Consider the following 21149-nt stretch of genomic DNA (forward strand, 5'->3'; position numbering starts at 1 on the left):
TCACACTGCCTCAGGCAGTCGACGAGTACTACGCGTCGTGTTAACGCGCCGAAGCGAAAGATCAATTTCGCCGTTTTGAATGAGTTGCTGGAGTTGACCGATACGCTGATACCGCGGTCCTTCGAATTCCGCCGTAGTCAAGCTTGCGCTGATATAAGCATGATATAATTCCCTCGCTCCATCCTCGGCACTGTGCCTCGGCTTGAAAGCAGGTAACGCTCTGCGGATTTTCGAAAAATCGACTCGGTACGAGCGCGTATCGGGGCTCGCATCCGCTGCATATACTAGATGGCAATCGGGAACCGTATCCGCGACGAGTTGCGCGATATCTCTAATTTGGTAGTTATGCGCTTCCTGGCCAACATTGAAGGCCTGATTGTGGACCGCATCGACAGGTGCTTCGAGCGCCGCGAGAAACGCGAGCGAAATGTCCGCGATATGAACGATCGGCCGCCAGGGTGTACCATCGGACTTGAGCCGGATAGCCCCCTCTGTAACCGCCCATGCAACCAGATTGTTGAGGACGATGTCGAAGCGATGCATGGGCGACAGGCCATAGGCCGTCGCTGGACGCAAATAAACGGGGCAAAAATCGCTATCTGCCAAGCGAGCAATGTCGCGCTCTGCGAGAACCTTCGAACGGCCGTAGTCTGTTACCGGGTTGAGAGTTGCCGTTTCATCGACCAAGCCCAGTCCCGACGCGCCATAATTGCTGCAGGACGACGCAAAGAGGAACCGCCGCACGCCCGCCTTTTTAGCTGCCGCCGCCGCCCTTACGCTTGCGTGGTAGTTGATGGCATAGGTGTTTTCCGGGTTCAGGTTGCTCAGCGGATCGTTGGATAGAGCTGCCAGGTGGATAACCGCATCAAAACCCTTCAGGTCGGCTTCACTGATGTCACGCACGTCATGGTGCAGACCGGCGATGACCGGCAGCGCCCCCCCAGGAGCGTAGGTGCAGCGATGATATAACTCGCAGTCGTAGCCGTACACGTCGTGGCCTGCCTCCCTAAGGATGGGCACCATGACGGAGCCGATATAACCGCGATGACCGGTAATCATGACCTTCATTTCAGATCCTCCACATGATTGAGAGAGGCAAGCCTACTGCTTGAACCCAAGAGCGGGGAATTGCCGCATGCGGAGGCGCCCGGCATGCCAAGGTTGGAAGGAAATTGGCTTCTACGTCGTTTGGCCCATGCTCGCTGCAACGCCTGACACTAAACTGCCTCCCCAACGCCATCGAGGCGTGGAGCATCATCACGCGCCGGCGACTTGACGTTGAATCTCCGGAAGACAGGCTCCGAGGATCGGCCACTCAAAAATGCCTCGACTTTGTGGTCGAGTGCACGCTTGTAGACAACGAGAGTTTCGCTGATAGCATCGATTGTCTTTTCGATGTCCTCGTCAGAATGAGTGTAGCTGACCACCAGAGATGGCGCTAGAATCCCTCGCCGTATCGTTTCCTGAAGAAAAAGCGACCGGAAGATTTGGGACGGCTGTCCTGCAGCATCCAGGGTGGAATATAGCAAACAAGCCGGATGTCCCGAGACTTTGAAGTGGTTTTGGAGACCATGAACTGTCGCGACCTCCTTAAGCGCCGTCTTCAGCTTCAGGCCCTGTCGGACGACGTGTTCAATGACGGGTTCGTGTCTATAGACCTGCATCGTGGCGATGGCGGCAGCCATCGCATGGGTTTCCGCCCCATGCGTGGTAGACAAAAGAAACACCCGGGGGGCACTCGTCTGCTGGGTTCCGCCAAGCTCCATAAACTCACGTTTACCAGCCAATGCAGCGATGGCGAACCCGTTTCCGAGCGCTTTGCCGAAGCAAGAGAGATCCGGAACGATGCCATAGACATGCTGGGCCCCGCATCTATGCCACCGGAAGCCAGTGATCATCTCGTCGAGTATGAGGAGAGAACCGTTTGCGTGGCAGAGCGCCTGCAGCTTTTGGAGATAGTGATCCTGAGGATCCTCTCCTCGCGAAGGCTCAAGAATGAAGGCTGCGATCTTGCCCGGATGTCGTTTGAACAGCTCTTCAGCGCTCTCGAGGTCGTTATATCGAAACCCGATGGTCAACTCTCGGATTGCGTCGGGAACGCCGGCATTCATGGGGGTCGAGCCGATGAACCAGTCATCAGTTGAAAAGAACGGATGATCGTAGCAGATTGCAACGAGATCCCGACACGTTGCTGCGCGCGCGAGGCGGATGGCTGCAGATGTCGCGTCAGAACCGTTTTTACAGAACTTCACCATTTCCGCAGTTGGCACCGTATCCAGAAACGCCGAAGCACATTCAACTTCTATTCTCGCTGGACGAGTAAAATTGCAACCGCGCACCAATTCGCTCGTCACGGCTTGGAGCACGTGCGCGTAAGCATGGCCGAGTCCAACGGAGCGGTTGCCCATTCCATATTCGATGTACTCGTTAGCATCTACGTCCCAGACATGACTCCCATAGCCATTGGCAATGAAACCCGGCGCAAGCAAAGGATATTGATCATCACCCTTGGCATAGGTATGCGCCCCACCCGGAATTATACGATGCGCCTGCTCGCGAAGGCGGTTTGAATTTTCAAAGTCGTGTATCAGTTGTCCCATCGACGCCACCCATGTCTTGCGATTCAACACGCAGGATGTCAGCAGACGCAAAAGCCGTCAGCCTGGCGGTTTGTCAGCCCCGCATAGCCGAAAGGCTTAAGGCTCATCTTCCGATATTTAGGTAGCTGCGACGTGGGGACACTTCATCCGTCGAGCATAGACGAAATCTTAAAGATTATTTCCGTTCGATTCCGTGCTTGTAGCTTCTTCATGATGTTGCGGACATGAACCTTTACGGTGCTTTCCCGCAAATTGAGCTCGTAGGCAATGATCTTATTAGGCTTGCCCTTAGTCAGCGCATCGATGACATTCATCTCGCGCTCTGTAAAGATTTTCGCCCTCCGCCGCTCCCTTGTTTCTGCGACGACGAGCATTTGGCGAAGATCATCCAGATTCTCGGCCGAGATGAAGACACCACCGGCGACGGCCAGCGAGATCGCGCCAACACATACGGAGAGACCGATGGAGGAAGAAATGTAGCCATGGACGCCAAGCTCAAAAGCCTGCATGACTTGTTGAAGATTTCTATTTTCGCCCAGTATGACGACAGGCAAGCCCGGATGGTCGGCAACTAGCTGCCGAACGTCAGCCAAGAACGACGTCTCTGTGAAGCTGTTGCGGCCAATATTGATAAGCACACCGGCATGGCCGTTACTGGAGGCTTTGCGCCATCGGATGATCGACGAGAACAGTTCGACATTCATGCGGAGGCCGTTAGCGATTAGGCTTTGTGCGAGGCACTCCCGATCAAGCGCGCGATCATCGATGATCGCGAGCCTGCAGGAAGAGGCTTCCAACCCTAAACTATCGATTTCACTAAATACATTGAATGCTTGTGGGCGTGAAGATTGGCCAATAGTCGCGTTGCCTGCTGACATCATTGTCCCCCGATTGGTTATGAACGGGCGTGCCGACGCTCTTACTAACCGAATTGGAATGGCGCGCTATCATCCTTCAAACGGATCCCCCGACGCACTTTCCAAGCAAGACGCCAACTAGCCGATAGACTGCAACTCTGTACTCATGCCTCTGCATCGTCGTTCAATACTAGAATAAAGTGCTATCCCCACGGATATCAGAATATAATTATATTATATCAATTTTTTTTATTTACAAGCGTCACTGCACTATCGAAAGGATCGCCATCTTTAACCAACTTAGTAGATCTATTATCATTCTGATTCTAAAGTATTTTTCATGCCGCCGGCTTTTTTGCAAGACCGACGTCTGCAGGATGTTGTCTCGTCGTCCAAAAGACTTACACAGCGTATTTTTACATTCTAAAGCCGTGATGGGATTCGCAAGCAAGTTTTATACAGTCGGCCCTACTCGATCATCGGAGGGAGATTTGCGGATGTGCGGACTGGTCGGTATTGTGAGCGGTGAACTTGTTGCCAGACGGCTGATGGACGCCCTGAGGCGCTTAGATTACCGGGGATACGATTCCGCAGGCATCGCAACCATCAAGGGAGGCAGGTTGGAGCGTCGCCGGGCGCCTGGAAAGTTGTTAAATCTTCAGCAGCGGCTCGATGCCGATCCAATCGACGGCGTGATCGGCATGGGGCATACGCGCTGGGCCACACACGGGGTTGCGAACGAGACAAACGCACATCCACATGTCGTTGGAGATGTCTGCGTCGTTCATAATGGCATTATCGAGAACTTCTCAGAGCTTCGGAAGGACCTAGCGGGGGCCGGCGTTTCCTTTGAGAGTGAGACAGATTCAGAGATCCTCGCACATATCATGGCGCAGTCGCTGGCTAGGGGGGAAAAGCCCATCGCCGCCATGCTCGCCATGCTCTCTCGCCTGCGCGGTGCCTATGCCTTCGCCGTGATGTTTCGCTCAGATCCCAGTATGATGATGGCTGCGCGGTTCGGCCCACCTCTGGCGGTCGGGCATGGCATTGGTGAAATGTTCTTGGGCTCGGATGCTATTGCCCTGGCGCCGCTCACGAATGAGGTGACGTATCTTGCAAACGGTGACTGCGCTGTGATCACGCGGAATGATGTGACACTCTTCGATGCCCACGGCCAGCCAGTCGAGCGTGCGCGGCAGCTCTCAGAGGTCGGTAGCTACCTCTCGGACAAGGGCGGTTATAGTCACTTCATGGAGAAGGAGATCGCAGAACAACCAGAGGCAATCGCCCGTGTGCTTGCCCGTTACGTCGATTTTTCCGCAAAGTTCGTCAAGATAGAACGCGAGATGAATTTCTCAGTTGCCGCAGGGATTACAATCTCCGCCTGCGGAACGGCCTTCCTCGCCGGCTGCATAGGTAAAACCTACCTTGAGCGGTATGCTGGCCTAAACGTAGAAACTGAATTCGCATCCGAATTCCGCTATCGGGAGCTCCCGTTTCCCATGGATAGGGTAGCTTTGTTCGTCTCGCAGTCGGGCGAAACCGCAGATACGCTCGCGGCGCTGCATGCGTGTAAGGCGAGTGGAATTGCAACGGGCGCCATGATCAATGTTGAGGGTTCGACCATTGCGCGCGAGGCCGATGCTGTCTTCCCCATCGTTGCGGGTCCGGAAATAGGTGTTGCCTCGACCAAAGCCTTTACCTGCCAGTTAGCAGTGTTCGCGTGCATTGCCATCGCTGCCGGGCGCCGTCGCGGAATAATAGACGCCGCTCAAGAACAGGAACTTGTGGGACATCTTATCGAGGCCCCGAGAATCATGCGGGAAGTCCTCTCTGAAATCCAGCTGCAGATTGAAGACCTGGCAGATCGACTCGTCCGAGTTCCGCACGTCCTCTATATCGGACGGGGCGTCAGCTATCCCCTCGCCATGGAAGGCGCTCTCAAACTGAAGGAGGTTGCTTATATCCATGCAGAAGGTTACGCGGCCGGCGAGTTGAAGCACGGTCCCATCGCTCTCGTCGACAAAAGTATGCCTGTAATCGTCATTGCACCCTATGACCGCTTCTTCGAAAAGACCGTCTCGAACATGCAAGAAATCGCCGCACGCGGCGGGAAGATCATACTCCTCACCGACGAAAGGGGTGCGGCCAAGTCGGATCTCCCGTCGGTTGCACGGATCGTTCTGCCGCATGTGCACGACATAATCGCGCCGATGATTTTTGCTCTGCCGCTTCAGATGCTGGCGTATCAAACAGCCGTCCTAATGGGGACGGATGTCGACCAACCGCGTAATCTCGCCAAGTCGGTGACGGTCGAATAGAGCCTCATTCTCTAACTTAGTGTAGCTGACGCTTCGGGTCGCCGCCCGTTCAAAGGAAGACATGCTCCTCCTTCCTTCATCTCATCGAAGCCAGGGACAAAATCGGCGCAGCCTGTCGGGGCGGTTGAGTAGATAGGAAATAGGTGGGAGCGCGACTACGATAGGTGATAGGCGGAAAGCAAGTCGGAAATAGTCCAGGGCCCTGTCTTTTCGACGCAGGAGACGAGTGACCCCGCACCAATATGCGCGATGGGAGAGACCCTGCCGGGCCAGCCTGCGCAAACTTCTACTGCGCTTCATTGTGCCGCCCTCGTGGTCGAAGAATGAGCTGGCTGCTGCTACCGTATGAAGAATGTGATGCAGTTGATCCGGTACGAAGCCCTTCGAGCGATTGCGGTCGTGTAGGCGCAAGCCGGCCTGGACACAATCGAGTTCCGCAACTGGTCCATGCATGGCAAGTCGCAGCCACATCTCGTAATCGTCCGTATGTGGCAATGTCTCTCGATAGTGGCCGGCGCGTTTCTGCACACTCGTCCGCACGACGACCGTGGGGCTAGAAATCTGGAAGACACCCGTCCTGCAGAAGCGCTTGATAAACGCCCGGCCGCCAATCAGTCTGCAAGCCGGCAAATCCGTACTTGTTACGATCCGGGGCACCTGCTTGTTACCGTGAATGGGCACATCCCGGCCGTGACAGAACGAAATTGATGGATCACTTTCCAAGACACGCACAGCGCGGCTGAGCGCACCGGGAACAAGCAGGTCATCCGCGCACAAAATGAGGAAATAGTCCGCGCTCGCCCATTCAATTCCCTGATTGAAGGAGGCGTGCGCACCCATGTTCCGCGGCCGTAGCATAAGATTTACCCTGTCGTCCTCAGCGGCGAGTGCGGTTGCGATTTCGACGCTATCGTCCGTTGACGCATTGTCGACAATTAGGATGCGAACCGCGACGGTCTGCTGCTCCAGTACACTACGGACACATGTCCTAAGGTATCGACCGTAATTGTAGTTTGGGACGACAACATCAATGCTAGACAAGGGTTATCCTCCAAACGCCGGAAAACAGCGCCGCAGCCAGGGCAGCCTGGTGAGGAGCTTGAACGCCATGAAGCGGACCTCACCAAGAAAGGAATGTCGGACCATTATCAGCCCCGTCAACCATCCCACCGCCGCAAGAACACATGTGAGGGCAAGCACCCCCAGCCCCATGCCTCCCTCCCATCCTCGGACAATCAGCAGCACCAGCGGCCCAGTCATCGTACAGGCCGTGACAAGGATGCTCGGCAGGATCGCGGACCAAAGCTCAAAAAGGGTAAAATGCAGATGTCGCTTCGCAAAGCTTAGAGAGATGATCATCTGGATAGGAAGCGACGCGAACTGGCTGAGCGCCATAGCCGTCACGCCGTGGACGCTTGCTGTGCAGAGCACGATTGTGGCGAGGCAGCGGCAAATAAGACTGCTGTAGAAGGCGTCCCTGTTTTTTCCTAGAGCCAGGAGGAGCGGATTGGTGACGATGACGGCAAACCAGAAAACGGAGGCAAACGAGAGTATCCGGACCAGCTGGATGGTCTCATGCCATTGCGATCCAAGTACGAGATTTACAATCGGGTCCGCGGTGAAGCCGATAAGAAGCACGCCGGGCCAGTAGAGACACGAGATATACGCGAGCGTTTGTAGATAGGCATGTTGAATGTTCCGTCCGTCCCGCAAACTAGCGCTGAGCGCTGGAAAGGCCATGGCGTAGAACGCCGACATGATGATTCGGTCTGGAATGCCGCAAACGGTGTTGGCACGGTTGTAGAGACCGACGGATGACAGCGAGATGATCTTGCCCAGCAGCAACTGCGGCAGGGTTTCATACATCCGGTCGATGAGCTGGGAAGCGCCCTTGTAGCGTCCGAATGCGATTACCCATTGGAGCGACGCGAGGCTCGGGCGGCATATAGTCGACAACGGATATGGAGATACGATTGCGGCGAAAATCGCGAGCGACACCGCCCCTGCGAGCGCACCCCAGGCATAGCTCATGTACCCTACCCCGAGATATCCGAGAAAAATGGTCAGCAAAGCGGAGAACAGCAAAGAGACGGTTCGGATATTGGCCAATCGCCCGAACGCCATATCTCTGCGCATGATGGCGATGATCGGATGCGATATGATCTCTGCAAAGGCGGAAAGCAGAACCAGAAACAGAAAGAACGGGAGATCCGGGAAAGCGTAGAAGCTTGCGATCCAAGGTGCCGCGCTCATCAAGCAGACAGTGACGAATACCGTTATGGCGGCGAGCAGTGTGAAGGCCGTCTGAATATCGCGCAGGTCGATCGTCTGACGCTGGATCAGGAACTCCGGAGTGGCGAACTCCCGGATTGAGAGTGCGACGGCGCCGATGCCGATGCCGGTGACCATGTGGCCGATGCCATCCGTTGTCAGCAAGCGCGCCATCGTTGCAACAACGACGACGTTTATCACGATTGCGAGATACTGTTCGATCGACGAAAGGATAAAGGCACGTCGAACTGTCATGACTGCCTCCTTGAAATAGTAAAAACCTTTGACGTTCGAGCCTTGCTCACTTGTGCCAGCTTCGTATTTACGACCATCCGTGTAGCTCCATCGGGAATCGGCAAGAACGCGGAGATATAAGGTCGTTTTTGTCGCCAGAAGCTCACTAAAGCACGGCGGCTTTACCTTCAGACCGGTCTGGAACCTCCGACGCCTCCAAAGGACCTGCCGTCATGAGAGGCAATTGGTCGGGCAAAAGTGTCCGCTTTAGGAGGTCCTGCTGGTCCGCTAGTAGCAGTTGCACGCGTGCGTTGAAAAGGTCGATGATCTCGGTCACATCGATCCTTTTGGCAATCAGTTGCCGCACGAGAACCAGAAGTTCCTCCGTGTCGAATGTTTCGATATGCCGGCAATAGGCTTGCTGACCGAATGCCTGCATCAGATCGTCATTTTTTTGAGCGTAGCCCAGCGATATGCTCGGTCGCGCCAGTTTTAGCGAGCAGACCAAATTGTGGTAACGAGAGACGATTGTGACATTCACGCGTCCGACGATCGCCATGACATCATGGAGCGAAGCAACGGAATGGACCTCGAGCCGAGCCCGATCCGATGTAGAGATTGCGCCTGCCAAAGCGGTGAGAATGTCGTCGCGGGCAAGCTCATCGGTTACATCGCCCATAAATAGACAGATGCGGTGACCGTCCGCGAGCAGCCTTGTAAGGAAATGGGACATTTTGGCAATGTAGTCGGCATAGATCTTGTCGGCCCGCGGGTCGTCGCTCTGCCATCCGCGATACTTCATGATCCCGACGCCGATCGTCAGCGGTTTGTCCGAGCCCGTTGCGCCTCGGCCGGCACAAGGCTGCCGGGCCGGAGGTTGTCCCGACTCGTTGGGACTGGACGGGGGCGACGGCAAGCTAAAAGCGATATCAGGGTAACGATAGTCTTTTATAGTATCGACTCCGACCGATTTCATGAAGTGCAACGATGTGTCGTCGCGATAGGAGCGATAGGTGGCCATCCGTGCAGCTGAGACCAGAAGCCAGCGGCTGAGCCGCCCGTTGATCGGCCCCGCCCCGATACTGACGAATGCGATCGGGGTATTGCGCACCCGCGCGGCAAGACACCAGCAGAAAAGCACCAGAGGCCAGCCAAACGCCCGCTCCTGAAAGTCATCGAGAATTCCGGTGCCGGGAATAATTAAGAGATCGATACCACTGAATTGGACGAGGGCCGTACAGAGAAGGGCAAGCCTTCGCGGCAGATTGCAAAAGGTTTTGTTTAGCAGTCTTGCGGCAGTTCCCGACAAGGCTGGCCCACCCACGCTCATCGCAGGAATGCCGTAGCGTGCCTGAACATCCTTCGGATCGGAGCAGATGCACAGAAGTTCTGCGTCGGGGCGCATTTTGCGCAAGAAAAGAATCATCGACTCCAAAGAGCCGTCATTGCCGGTGTTGCCGGAACCGAATTGCCCGAACAAGCTGATTTTCATCGGATCTCCAAGCGCCGGCGTGACGCCGCAAAAAGAAGCCAGGTTACACGCGGGATGCTCATTTCAAGACGCCAGATGGTGGCGTAACCAGAATATGGAAGGCGACGCGTGCCGACCGCGATTGGCACGCTGCAACGGTTATCGCTCGTTTAACGATCTTTCCACGCCGCCGTTTGGCGAGTGGACTAACCCAAAGGGAGAAGCCGGCCGCATCAGGTCGTTCAAAGAAGGCGAGCTTTGCGCCCTCAGTACGACTACACACGACTGGTAGCCCATCTACTATCCGGTAAGGCGAACGGTTGGAGCTGTTCTCTAGTCAGGTGCCGGATCAGTACCCTACGTCCGGTCAAGAAATTTCATGAGGCGTCCGATGAAGCTTGCCTATTTCGTCGTTCCGCACATTGGTGGAACCTTTTCTGTCTTCACCGCCCTAAGGGCAGGATTGGCGCCCTATGGTGTTGATGTCAGGTGGTTTGGAATATGCGAGTACAGCCCCGATGCACCGAGCGCCTCGCAACGTCATAGTGATACCGGGCTAATGCTGCACTTGCCCCCTGATGCGAGTCAGAAAGAGCGGGCAAAGCTTGTTGTACGCGAGATCCTAAAACAGGGATATGAAGGCATTTTCGTGAATATTCTCGGGGATCGCTTCCAGACTAATATCGCCCGATACTTGCCGCCGGATGTCTTGCGCATCGCAATTGTCCACAACATCACACCCGGCACCTATGCGGCTGCAAAGGCTATCCGTGACTATACCCATGTCACCGTGGGTGTTTCCGAGCGCTGTTGCGAGGACCTGATCGAACACCATGGTTTCTCCCATGACAGAACGTTCGCCATTCCCACTGCGGTCGATACAGATGCATTTGGCGCTATGTGCGAACGCCGAAAACCGGCCCCGCCGGACCTTCGGATGCTGTTCGTCGGCCGTATAGAAGATGCCTCCAAAGGCGTCCTATGGCTTCGGGAGATCCTAGATGCCCTGCCGGACACAGTCCAGTTGACCGTTGTCGGCGATGGACCGGACCTCACCAAGCTTAAACGGCGGCTGACCCCCCATTCGTCTCGCGTTCATTTCACAGGGGCAGTGGATCCCTCTCGCATACCCTCATTCATGGCCGAACACGACATACTCATAATGCCATCTCGGTTCGAGGGCCTTGGCATGACGATGATCGAGGCCATGGCTGGAGGTTGCGTTCCGGTGGTCTCGCACATCAGAGGCGTCACCGATACTGTCGTGGACGACGGACGGAACGGCATCCTCTTTCCCGTAGGAAACTACACTGCAGCCGCCCAAGCCATTAGCAAGCTCGATGCCAATCGGGAGCTTCTCGCAAGAATGTCGGCTGCTGCAAGGGAGGCCATTCCCGGGCGGTTTGGAATCGAGAAGATGGCGGCCCGCTACAACGCAATCATAAAGTCGGCACTGATTGATCGCCCAACAATTTCGCCGATCCTTGAGCTCGACGCCTGGTCGATCCCGAACGGTCTGCGAGCAGGGTTGCGTAGCGTCATTCCACTTCCATTGAAGAACTATCTCCGGGTAGTTCGCGAAAGGTTGTAGCCAAGAGGCTCGCGTCTCTCTCCTGTTGACGGAGACGTCAGGTACTTGCTCGACTTGTCGGAAACGCCAAGCTTTTTCGAATTGGGGCAAGCGTCGATACTAGGTGGAATGCGCACCTCCGTTGCCCTTCACGATCGAGAGGATCTGCCATGTCTTGGATGCTTTTTGGAACAACCAGTGCGACATTTGTCCTCGGCATCGCCTCCTTGGAAGTCGCGCGCCGCCTTAGCATCGCGTTCGGGGTGGTGGATCGTCCTGATGCATTCAGAAAGCGCCATCGGGGAGCCGTCCCCTTATGCGGAGGGGCGGCGATCTTTGCGACGTTTACCATTGCGGCTCAGTTAAGTGCCACATCGACACTTCTAAGTCCATACTTCTGGCTAGGCCTTGCGGTGATCGTCGGTATCGGCGTCGTAGACGATCTCCTGTCTCTTCCTGCAACGGGCCGTCTAGCGGCACAGGTGCTTGTCTCGATCCTCATTACTGGAAACCTGCCGACAGGTTCATTGGCAGTCAGCGTCCTGAACGTGCCGGATGCGCCTGCCCTTGCGCCCGTTCTTTTCCTGATCTGCACCGTGTTCATTACGGGTCTGATAAACGCGTGGAACATGCTGGACGGTATCGACGGGCTTGCTGGTGGAACAGCGGCGGTGAGCCTCGTCTGGTTGATCGCCATCGCGACCTTCGCTGGCATGCCAGATCTCATCCAGTCACTCGAAACGCTGCTCGTCTGCCTCTGCGCCTTCCTCGTCTTCAACATGCGCAGTCCTTGGCGGGTACGTGCCAGCGTCTTTCTGGGTGACGCGGGCAGTACAGCGCTCGGAATGGTAATCGCCTGCGCCATCCTTCTAATAGCTACAAGCAGCCCACTTGTCTCATTTCCCGCGCTGCTTTGGGTGGTATTCGTTCCCGTGATGGATACGCTTAGCCTGATCGTTCGCCGGATCCTTGCGAAGAGGAGCCCTATGTCCGCTGATCGCTGGCATCTGCATCATCTCATGCTAGATCACGGCGTTACCACGTCTTCCGCTACGCATATCCTGATGTACATTTCCGCTCTGTGCGGAGGAGTGGGTTATGCCGGCATCCGGCTGCGGGTTCCCGCAGACATAATGGCGGCAGGCCTTCTCCTACCGATTTCGTTGCACACGCTTTTCGTCCTCGTTTCGACAGGTTGCCTGACGCGTACGCGGCTGGCTAAATCCGTCACGAAAGCTCGCAACTTGGCAACTGAGCAAGACATCCTTAGCATTCGGGAACCGGTCGCCGTCCTTAAGGGAGGCAGAGACGTCGAGCGAGAAGCATGAGCACGCGTGTGTCCAAACCTATGCCTAAGCCGGGTCCGTCGATAGATGGATTGGGACAGAATTTACCACAAACAGGGACGTGAAAATGCGCTCGAGATATGATGACCCGTCTTTTGACATGAAAAGCGTTCCCCTACCTCGCTTCGGAGGGCCGACGTATGCCCTCCGATTCCGCCTTCTTCGGTTGGTCTGGACGATTGTATGGCTACTTCTGGCCGCCTGGACTCCGCCCCAACTTCGTCGTTGGCGCAACACGCTCCTTCGCTTGTTCGGAGGTCGGATCGATGAGACGGCGACGGTCCATGCGAAGGCCCGTATCTGGTGGCCGGCGCATCTGGTGATGGAGGACTACGCGTCCATGGGCCCTGGTGTGATCTGCTACAATGTCGCGTCGATCACCATTCACGCCTTTGCCTCGGTCTCGCAGCGTGCGCATCTTTGCACGGGTACGCACGACGTTCAGGATAGTGCGTTTCCGTTGGTCGCTCGCCCGATCGTCATAAGCGCCAACGCATGGGTTGCGGCCGAAGCATTTGTCGGGCCCGGCGTAACGCTTGGAGAAGGCGCCGTTCTCGGAGCAAGAGGGGTTGCGGCACGTTCGCTGAAACCTTGGACGATCTATGTCGGAAATCCGGCAAAGCCAATTCGGGACCGCCGGCCAGAGGCAGCCGCATCGCACGCGCTCGCCTCGTAGTGTAGGAGCGTCGTCTTTCCAATGGCTGGCCAAGTAAACGTCTCGAAGATCATCTGTCGTCCATTCTGGCCCATCTGCCGGGCAGTGAAACTGTTTTCAAGAACGAAAGAAAGACCTTTGGCAACGTCACCAGAATTGAGTGTGACGATCAAACCTGCACCAGCTTCCGCTACTTCTGGGAAATGGCATTGATCTGTGATCACCACAGGCGTTGCGCAGGCAAGTGCCTCAAGGATCGCGATGCTAAATCCTTCCTGACGACTGGGGAGGCAGAAACATTCCGCTTCTGCCAAGGCCGCTATCTTCATAGTGCCATAGAGAGGCCCAGTCAGATGCACTCTGTCGGAAAGACCCGACCTTTCGATGCGGGCTTTAAATCCCGCTTCCGCTCCGCCGTCAGGGCCCGCCACAACCAGATCGACCTCTGGATATTCTCGCGCCAGGATCGAGAAGGCGTCCGCCAGGATATCGAGCCCTTTTTTGAAGTGCAGGCGTGAAAGGAAAAGTATGTAGCGACGGTTCTCGTTGAGGCCAATCTGCGCGCGAAAGAGATCCTTCGGCGGCATCGGGTCGAATTCTTCGGTGAAGACACCGTTGGGAATGATTACGTTCGGCGCCCGAAACCTAAGTGGCTTGACCGCCCTCAGTTCATCGAGGTTGAGGACATGAATGAACGCCGCCTTGTTCAGCATGCGGGCGTAGCAAAGATGCAAGGCGATCCTTTTCTTCCAACGCTTCTGGGCAAGACTCCAGTGATCGATCATCCCAGCTGGACAGACGCAGTAGGGAATGTTGCCTGACAACTTCGAGGCGTGTAGCAGCAAGGGCTCCCAGATACCGTGAATATGGATGAAAGTCGTGCCTACGAACAAGCTTCTCAGCGAGCGCCTGCCACTAACGCAGAAAACGCTCTCGAACCAGCCGGGCGTCCCGAGAATATGCAGCTCGACGCTGGAGAAACCCGGGATGGCCTTGCCCAGTTCAATCACCTGCCGATGAACGTCGTCACTTCCATACGCGACGATATGAACCTCTGCTCCGGTTAAGGCCTGGGCTGCTGCAAGCCGCATTGCGACCGCCTGAAGACCCCCGTTCTTTGGGTCTATGGAGGCAATGACGTGGACGATCTTCATCGGCTGATCCAGTGCTTACTGTTTAAAAGCACGATTCTATGAAATCCGTAGTTGCGAGATGGCGGCAAGTAGGCGAGTTCCATATTTCTCTACGGTAAAATCTGCAGCCCGGTTCAAGGCATTTCTCGACATCTCGGAGCGAAGGTTGTCATCACTTGCAAGACGTTCCACAGCATGGGCAACGTCTGTCGCGCTGCCTGCAGGAACGATGAAGCCTTCGACGCCGTCCTGAACGACGCTGCCCGTATTTTCGGTCGTGATGACCGGAAGGCCTGCAGCAAGCGCCTCGTAGACGGCTGTAGCCGATCCTTCGCAAATTGAGGGTAGAAGAAAAACGTCTGCCCACCGAAGTTCCTCGCCGATGTCCGCACGAGGAATGATGCCTCTTAGCGTCACCCATTCCGAAATTTCCTTCTGGAGCGCCGCCGGCAATAAGGTGCGACCCGCCATGCGGAACACTGCGGATCGCCCTACAAGGCGCGCCGCCTCGACCACATAAGGTGAGCCTTTCCGCAGGCCGACTTCTCCGACTGTGAGGACCTTCAGCGGTCCTGGCATGCGATTTGTTCTTTCCAGACCAACAGGCGCACTCACTCCGTAGGGAACGACGACGCAGCGCTCGGCGGGTCCACCACATGCAACGACATGGTCGCGCACAAAGCGCGAAGGGCAGATGATCGCATCAGCAATGGCCCACTCGGCTTTCTCGCGCTCTGCAAACACAGAGGCGTAGCCATTCGTCGTTTGTTGGCCTGCCCAGGCTGGATAGCGCGCGGCCTCTTGCTCGATCAGCCTTTCGACAATCTCTCTGGGCGCAATCATTTGCTCGACGGCCGTCCACAGACCTTCCCTCTTTGCGGCCTGCATCTGCTCAAGCGCATCGCCGCTGAACGCGTAGAGACCGGCTGCACCGTGAAAGCCTTGCCCAGCAACTAGTTGCGAAAACCGCGCACCAGCCCATAGAGCGTGTGAGGTCTCGCTGACGACGTCCGTGGATTTCATCCTACGGATCGCCGACTGCAATCCAAAGCCGGAAAACACGGTGATCATGTCGGCCGGTATGTCCTTCGGCTGACGTCCGACAAGACGCTTGATCGAAGCGGGCAGAACCCCCCGCGGAAGAAATTTTAGAACGCGTGGCCAACCTTTAGTCGCGCAGATGTCCGTGTAGAAATGCGCCAGCCTTCCGTGTGACCCAAAGATCTTAGGGACGGCGTAATGCATCCGTGCGCCCAACTGGCTGACGACGACCTTATTGTTCATGGCGAAACACCTCGGCTTACGTGACGTGACGGAAGATCTAGTGCAGCAATTGACGTGATAATCCGGCACCAGGCGTCGATGGCGCCGTCGCGCGAATATTCTGAGGTCAGTAGCTGGCGCGCGCGCGCACCCATGGACCTACAGATCGCTGGGTTATCGCGAAGGTATCGGATAGCTCGCGTGAGACCATCCATATCCCCAAGGTCGACATGCAGACCGCAGCCCGTTTTTTGTATGACGCGTGCCACTTCGCCCTTTGGATCACCGATGAAGATAGTCGCGCGACCGGCCGCAAGGATGCCGTAGAATTTGCTTGGGATTACGCAATGTTCGAGCAGTGGGAGGAGTGAAACCAGATGGACATCCGCGGCGCCGAGGCTTTCGGAAAGGTTCTCGATCGGCTGCAGCGGGCGAAACAATATGTTGCGGAGATCATCCGTACGCGCCTTGGCGGTAACGGCTGAGAGATGATGGCCGCCGCCGATCATTAAAAATCGGATATTCTCATCGGCTTTCAAACGTTCGGCCGCACCGAGCATCGTCTCGAATTCATGCGCCCTTCCAAAATTGCCGGAATAACCTACGACAAATGCACTTTCGATACCCCATTTGCGTCGTAGGCTATTCTGAGCCCGCTCGACTGGGCGGATTTCCTCACCGTCCGACCAGTGGTGCGAAACGATGACGTGATCTTTGCGGAAGCCCCGACGCGTGATGTACTCCGCCATCGTATCCGTCGGGCAAATGCAGAGGCCGCGACTGCGAAGTGACCAGTCGCGTAGCACCAGCATCAACCGTGCGGTTTTTTTGAACCGAGCGAAATAGCCGAGCTCTATGGCCGCTTCGGGAAAAAGATCCATGATCCAATTTACCATCACGGCATTCTTCCACCGAAGCGCAAGGCCACTGGTCACCGAAAGTAGCGGCGGATCGGTGCATATGACGGCGATATCGTCGAACGAAATATTACAAATCATCCAGAAGAAGGCCAGCGCATGAAAAAACAGATAGTCAACACCCCGGCCCAGGAGGCTATGGCGTCCGAACCGCGTCGTGGACAGTCGCCTGATCGTTACCCCGCCGACGATCTCTTTAGCAGGCAGCACAACGTCGCGCTGATTGTGGATCTCGCGGCTTGAAACCACAGTGACATCGAACCCCCTCCTCGCCAGCCCGAAAGCAACCGAAGATACCACGCGGCTCGTCGCCGACTGGTCAGGATAAAAATAACGGTTCGCGAAGATAACCCTCACCACATCCTCCTCGCCTCAAAATTTTGAGGGCATATCAGCACTAGGATCGCAACGACGACAATATGATCGAAAGCAGTAGACATTAGCTTTTGTATACGTTGTCGTCAGAAGAGGCCGACGACTGCCAACGAATTTCGGCCGCGAACGAAAGTTACGCATCACCATGTAGACGCGGCAGACCAAGACAAGACGTTTCCCGTCCCGCTCCTCTCATGAAAGCCGGGGAACCTGGCGGATCATTTTGCCCCGGATCATGCCGACTGTATTGACAATTTTCCTGAGAAGCAGCTTGCGTCTAACGTGCCTGCGATATTTCGAAATAAATCGTTCGGGCTCGAAAGAACGTGTAAGGGATCCGGCAATAAACCGCTTGTCAGCAGGAAGGTGCAACATCGAACTGCGGAGATGAATGGACAATGGCATCTGACGAAACCGGGACCGCGTCGAGAACCAGCGGCTTATCCAGCGATATGGTGCATCGCCGACATCGATTACTTGAATTTTCTGTTCGTCGATCAATCCATTGAGGGCCGCAGATACGATCATCTCGTCACCCACATGGTGCAAGGCCCGGGTCAGCGCCTTATACGTCGGCCACAAAAGCTCGAGCCTCTCAGACAGTTTTCTGAACGCACAACTCGATCCTGAAATAAACTCCCCGCCGAACCATTTCGTCGACTGGAGGTTGGCCGCAGCCACGCGTCGCAGATCCGATTGAACCAGATCCTCGCCATATTCCTCCAAGACGGTAGAGGAGATATCGTATACGAAAAGGCGGGTGTTGGTCCAAAAGGCTAAATCGACTTTGGGGAGATCAAGCATAACAACATCATTGTCGATCAAGCTGACATAATCTCCAAACTCGCCGCTTGCGAGCCGGCGAATAGCATCAAGCTTGAAATGCGCGGCATAGAAGGGAATATTTTTAGGCACATCACGCGAAAAGCTTGCACCGATCGCGCTCTCGGGCGCGCCCAGACGCCTCAGCTGCGCATTTACATACGCGGGCTGGTTCGTCAGTATCTCGACATGCACCCCGTGTCGACTGCAACTTGCTATCAGGTTTGAGGCACATCCGATGTAAACATCCCTGTAAGGGAGCGCCCCCCTTCCCAAGCTCGAATGCTGAATCTGGTTCTCATCAAGATACAGGACCGTAAACATTCTAACATGACGGAAACATTCGTTTGACATCGGGGCCCCTGTACGTCTGCTGACGGAACAACGCCGCGATGGCTCTAATCACAGCCGCCGTGGCTCGCGGATAAGTGGTGTCGAATACTGCTGTCTATGATGGCTGCAAGGAAGTGAGATCACGGCGCGTCTGTCGATGAGAAGAGGGTATGATGGTGAAGGCGAGGATGGGGGCCGCGAACAGGATCATGTGTACCCACACCATTAAGATCCAGTCCGTCTTATGCGAAATCGCGTGCATAGCCGGTACGACGGAAAGGACATACACAAATTGCCCGGCAAACTCTCCGGCTTCTGCCGAGGTTAAAATGCACCGCATTAAATACGCCAACAAAAAGAACTTTACCGCGCCGAAATACCAGAAGGACTGAAAAGCGTCAGCAAGTCCCGTCTCGGTAGTTCCGAGGATAGGATTGTAGTCTCTCGCCAATGCCGGTAGCGGAACCATCAGACTAGATTTGAAATTTGTTCCGAGAAGCTGCGCTGGGACGAATGAGAACACCAACCGGTTCCAGTGCGACAAACCGTAATCGAACTGCATTGTTTCGTTCGTATGCCTAATCCTACTGATAGCATTCCTGAACTCGTCTCCGCCTCTCGCAAGGACAGTCGAGGTGTTGCCGATGAGGTCTATCTCGGACATCGCCTCAAAAGTAAAGCCACTACTGCCCTTGCTGATGGCTCGGTAGTCGCCGACACTGTTCATTAGCAGGGTCCCGAACAGAAGACTAAAAAGAACAGCCCATCTCGGAATGACGCGACCTCGATAGAACCACCATGCGAGAGCGAAGATCATGCAAACTTCGACAGTATCCGCGCGACTTCCACTCCGAAAGATCCTGTCAAAAATGAACGAAAGGTCAAAAGCAACAATACCCAGTGCCGCGAAGGAAAAGCGGCGCGCGAGACATAATGCGGAAATCGCAAGTCCATAAACGAGCAACCGGGAGAAGAAGACGAAGATTACTGGAGCCCCAGTCATCTGAACTGCGATCGTCAGCTCGCTCGGCAGCCGGCTTAGCACGAGATAGAAATAAGCCCCTGCTACCGAAAGCAACACGGCCGCAAAAAGAAGCCGTGTCTCGCTGAAGGTCCATTCAAGGATTACAGGCGGTCTAGGGTTTCTGGTCCATCCAAGCCAACACATCAGAAGGCAGATAATCATGAAAGCAACCGCCCTGACGAAAGCGAACTCTGTGACGAAATAGTCGTGAGCCAGCCCCGGAACCTGTACTAAGATAAACGCGAATGAGACTGCTCCCACATGGAAAGGAAATTCATAGATTCGTTCCTTTCCCGCCATACCCCACGCCAATAAGGCACAGACCGCAAAAAATAAAAATGCCGTCATCAAATCATTCATTGCAATATACCTTGATGACATAGAAACAATTTTGCGATTCTGTACTTGATGATACATGTAGCGTTGTCGACTTTCCATATATCGACTCGATTAGACCAATTGGAAACTATAAGCGGTTTTCGAGAAGGGGAAACGGGGTCAAAAGAGGTAGTACGTTGTATGAAAGGCGGAGAAGCGGCTGCTCTGCGGCTTGGCAAGAAGGCTGTTGGCAGGCCACTCACAGCCTATCAGACCAAGTTCGCTATCGGCACTTGATAGAAACAGAACCTTGAGATTGTAACCAGCGCCTAGGACGTGCGTTACTTCACTGGCAATGGAGAAGTTGTCCCCGGCGCCCTAGCCTATGGGGCGACCATGCAAAGCATGGACGTCAAGATCAATGGCGTAGCAAGATACACGCGCTATATATGAGGTTCGTACTTCCCTTCAGCTACCGCGCAAATCACTGCTCTCGCTTTCGCGAACACGCAGCTGCTTTGCTCCGGGCAAGGTCTTGAAGCTGGCACTGATCGTAGTAACCTTGAGTTCCTGCACGATCAATATGATGTAAACAGAACGTCCGAATTCTTAGTTTTCGTAGAGGCGACGATGACAGACGAGGAGCAGCAAATAGACGAGAATGCCGTAAGGCAAGCTGTGGTGCTCCTCAAAGCGATATGTCAACGACTAAAGGAGTTATCTGAGGAAGCGGCGGAGTTATGCCGGGATCCTCTTGACGAGGACTTAACTATCCACTGAGCTGACAACGATGCTTATAAGTCCAAGGTGTTGCGTTTGCGATACCGAACCAGCATAATACCACCCTGCGGCTGCCAAGACGGACTATAACTGCAGTAGAGGCTCGACGTGGCGGACTACGCTTTGGCGTGCGCCGAGCCTCATAACTCACTCTACACTCCGCCCCGTACCAATGAACAACAGTCTCGCGCTACGGGTTTAAAGGAAGTCTCATGGCTCAACATCAACGGCTGAACGTCGTATAGATTCGAGCATACTACGAGGTTGCCCGGTAAACCTGTCCAGTCTGCGTTGCTTAGGGATGGCCAGAAGGCTTGGCCTGACCTCAACGGTAGGCCAACTCTGACGCTTAATTTGACCGAAACATCGCGGAAGCGGCTCAACAGTCAACGGTGTCGTCAATTGTTGGGTCCGTTAAAATAATGTCGGATACTAGAGTAGTGTATATTCTAAAAACGCATAGTTCTCTACAGAAATTTTCCATTAGGATCATCTACATATTAAATAATGACGACGTAATATTTTACGCGCAGTTTTAATATACAATCTAAAATCAGTAAATTCATACTAGTAGAATATATTACAGATCTATTCTCGATATTACGCTGTATATGGAATGATTTGAAGAAATGGGCGTTCCAAAATCGAAAATAACGGCCTTAATATTCTATCGTAAACTTTTGTTAACCCATTTCGTCAATCTTTAGCGAAGAAGATCCGTCGGATATTTCTCTGTGGAAGCTAAGGTAATGGACTTCGGACGCATATGACATCCATTCGCGTAGCCGCTCCTCTCGTCATGCTCCTTCTCTCCGGCTGCGTGGTCGGACCGAACCATCAGGCCCCGGAAGTGTCCCTG

The 21149-nt window shown here is 54.8% G+C and carries 15 protein-coding genes; 4 read left to right on the plus strand and 11 right to left on the minus strand.

All coding sequences use genetic code 11. From position 1 onward, the window contains the following. The 3 genes from BLW69_RS16255 to BLW69_RS16265 all read right to left on the minus strand — a co-directional run bounded on the left by BLW69_RS16255 (position 1) and on the right by BLW69_RS16265 (position 3478). Positions 1 to 1068: an NAD-dependent epimerase/dehydratase family protein gene (locus tag BLW69_RS16255; protein ID WP_092663395.1), complete on the minus strand. Its 1068-nt coding sequence runs from the start codon at positions 1066 to 1068 to the stop codon at positions 1 to 3. Between the two features lie 149 nt (positions 1069 to 1217). Further along, positions 1218 to 2600 (minus strand): glutamate-1-semialdehyde 2,1-aminomutase, encoded by a 1383-nt coding sequence (locus tag BLW69_RS16260; protein ID WP_092663397.1) that lies wholly within the window; start codon positions 2598 to 2600, stop codon positions 1218 to 1220. A 143-nt stretch (positions 2601 to 2743) separates the two neighbouring features. Further along, on the minus strand, positions 2744 to 3478 hold the full coding sequence (locus BLW69_RS16265) for a LuxR C-terminal-related transcriptional regulator (protein ID WP_092663399.1): 735 nt from the start codon (positions 3476 to 3478) through the stop codon (positions 2744 to 2746). Between the two features lie 476 nt (positions 3479 to 3954). Between BLW69_RS16265 and glmS the strand changes: the two genes are divergently transcribed. Continuing rightward, positions 3955 to 5778, plus strand: a complete 1824-nt coding sequence (gene glmS / locus BLW69_RS16270) for a glutamine--fructose-6-phosphate transaminase (isomerizing) (protein WP_092663401.1) — start codon at positions 3955 to 3957, stop codon at positions 5776 to 5778. A gap of 81 nt (positions 5779 to 5859) precedes the next feature. On the opposite strand, the gene BLW69_RS16275 is transcribed toward glmS, so the two are convergent. From BLW69_RS16275 to BLW69_RS16285, 3 genes are all read right to left on the minus strand, one after another. Next, entirely contained in the window at positions 5860 to 6819 is a 960-nt protein-coding gene (locus BLW69_RS16275; protein ID WP_092663403.1) for a glycosyltransferase family 2 protein, read from the minus strand. Between the two features lie 3 nt (positions 6820 to 6822). Continuing rightward, a complete protein-coding gene (locus tag BLW69_RS16280) occupies positions 6823 to 8304 on the minus strand; it encodes an oligosaccharide flippase family protein (protein WP_092663405.1) in 1482 nt (493 codons plus the stop codon). Positions 8305 to 8449: 145 nt separating this feature from the next. Further along, positions 8450 to 9775 (minus strand): polysaccharide pyruvyl transferase family protein, encoded by a 1326-nt coding sequence (locus tag BLW69_RS16285; protein ID WP_092663407.1) that lies wholly within the window; start codon positions 9773 to 9775, stop codon positions 8450 to 8452. A gap of 370 nt (positions 9776 to 10145) precedes the next feature. Here BLW69_RS16285 and BLW69_RS16290 point away from each other — a divergent pair, with 370 nt between their 5' ends. From BLW69_RS16290 to BLW69_RS16300, 3 genes are all read left to right on the plus strand, one after another. Further along, positions 10146 to 11345 (plus strand): glycosyltransferase family 4 protein, encoded by a 1200-nt coding sequence (locus BLW69_RS16290; RefSeq protein ID WP_092663409.1) that lies wholly within the window; start codon positions 10146 to 10148, stop codon positions 11343 to 11345. A 206-nt stretch (positions 11346 to 11551) separates the two neighbouring features. Then, a complete protein-coding gene (locus BLW69_RS16295; RefSeq protein WP_244508856.1) occupies positions 11552 to 12652 on the plus strand; it encodes an MraY family glycosyltransferase in 1101 nt (366 codons plus the stop codon). Positions 12653 to 12917: 265 nt separating this feature from the next. Continuing rightward, the gene (locus BLW69_RS16300; RefSeq protein WP_244508857.1) at positions 12918 to 13346 is read left to right on the plus strand and encodes a putative colanic acid biosynthesis acetyltransferase; all 429 of its coding nucleotides are present in this window, start codon (positions 12918 to 12920) and stop codon (positions 13344 to 13346) included. Here BLW69_RS16300 and BLW69_RS16305 read toward each other — a convergent pair. The 5 genes from BLW69_RS16305 to BLW69_RS16325 all read right to left on the minus strand — a co-directional run bounded on the left by BLW69_RS16305 (position 13271) and on the right by BLW69_RS16325 (position 19552). Further along, a complete protein-coding gene (locus BLW69_RS16305) occupies positions 13271 to 14479 on the minus strand; it encodes a glycosyltransferase (protein ID WP_092663415.1) in 1209 nt (402 codons plus the stop codon). The two genes, BLW69_RS16300 and BLW69_RS16305, sit on opposite strands and share 76 nt — an antisense overlap. Before the next feature lie 36 nt (positions 14480 to 14515). Then, positions 14516 to 15742 (minus strand): glycosyltransferase family 4 protein, encoded by a 1227-nt coding sequence (locus BLW69_RS16310; protein WP_092663417.1) that lies wholly within the window; start codon positions 15740 to 15742, stop codon positions 14516 to 14518. Then, the gene (locus BLW69_RS16315; protein ID WP_244508858.1) at positions 15739 to 16995 is read right to left on the minus strand and encodes a glycosyltransferase family 4 protein; all 1257 of its coding nucleotides are present in this window, start codon (positions 16993 to 16995) and stop codon (positions 15739 to 15741) included. The genes BLW69_RS16310 and BLW69_RS16315 overlap by 4 nt, the downstream gene beginning before the upstream one ends. A 210-nt stretch (positions 16996 to 17205) precedes the next feature. Beyond that, on the minus strand, positions 17206 to 18030 hold the full coding sequence (locus BLW69_RS16320) for a hypothetical protein (RefSeq protein ID WP_139283882.1): 825 nt from the start codon (positions 18028 to 18030) through the stop codon (positions 17206 to 17208). Positions 18031 to 18283: 253 nt separating this feature from the next. Continuing rightward, positions 18284 to 19552 carry a hypothetical protein gene (locus tag BLW69_RS16325; RefSeq protein WP_092663420.1) on the minus strand — a complete coding sequence of 423 codons (1269 nt, stop codon included), beginning with the start codon at positions 19550 to 19552 and terminating at the stop codon, positions 18284 to 18286. Between the last annotated feature and the right edge of the window lie 1597 nt (positions 19553 to 21149).

It is taken from the genome of Rhizobium sp. NFR12, from assembly GCF_900108545.1.
Lineage (GTDB): Bacteria > Pseudomonadota > Alphaproteobacteria > Rhizobiales > Rhizobiaceae > Neorhizobium > Neorhizobium soli.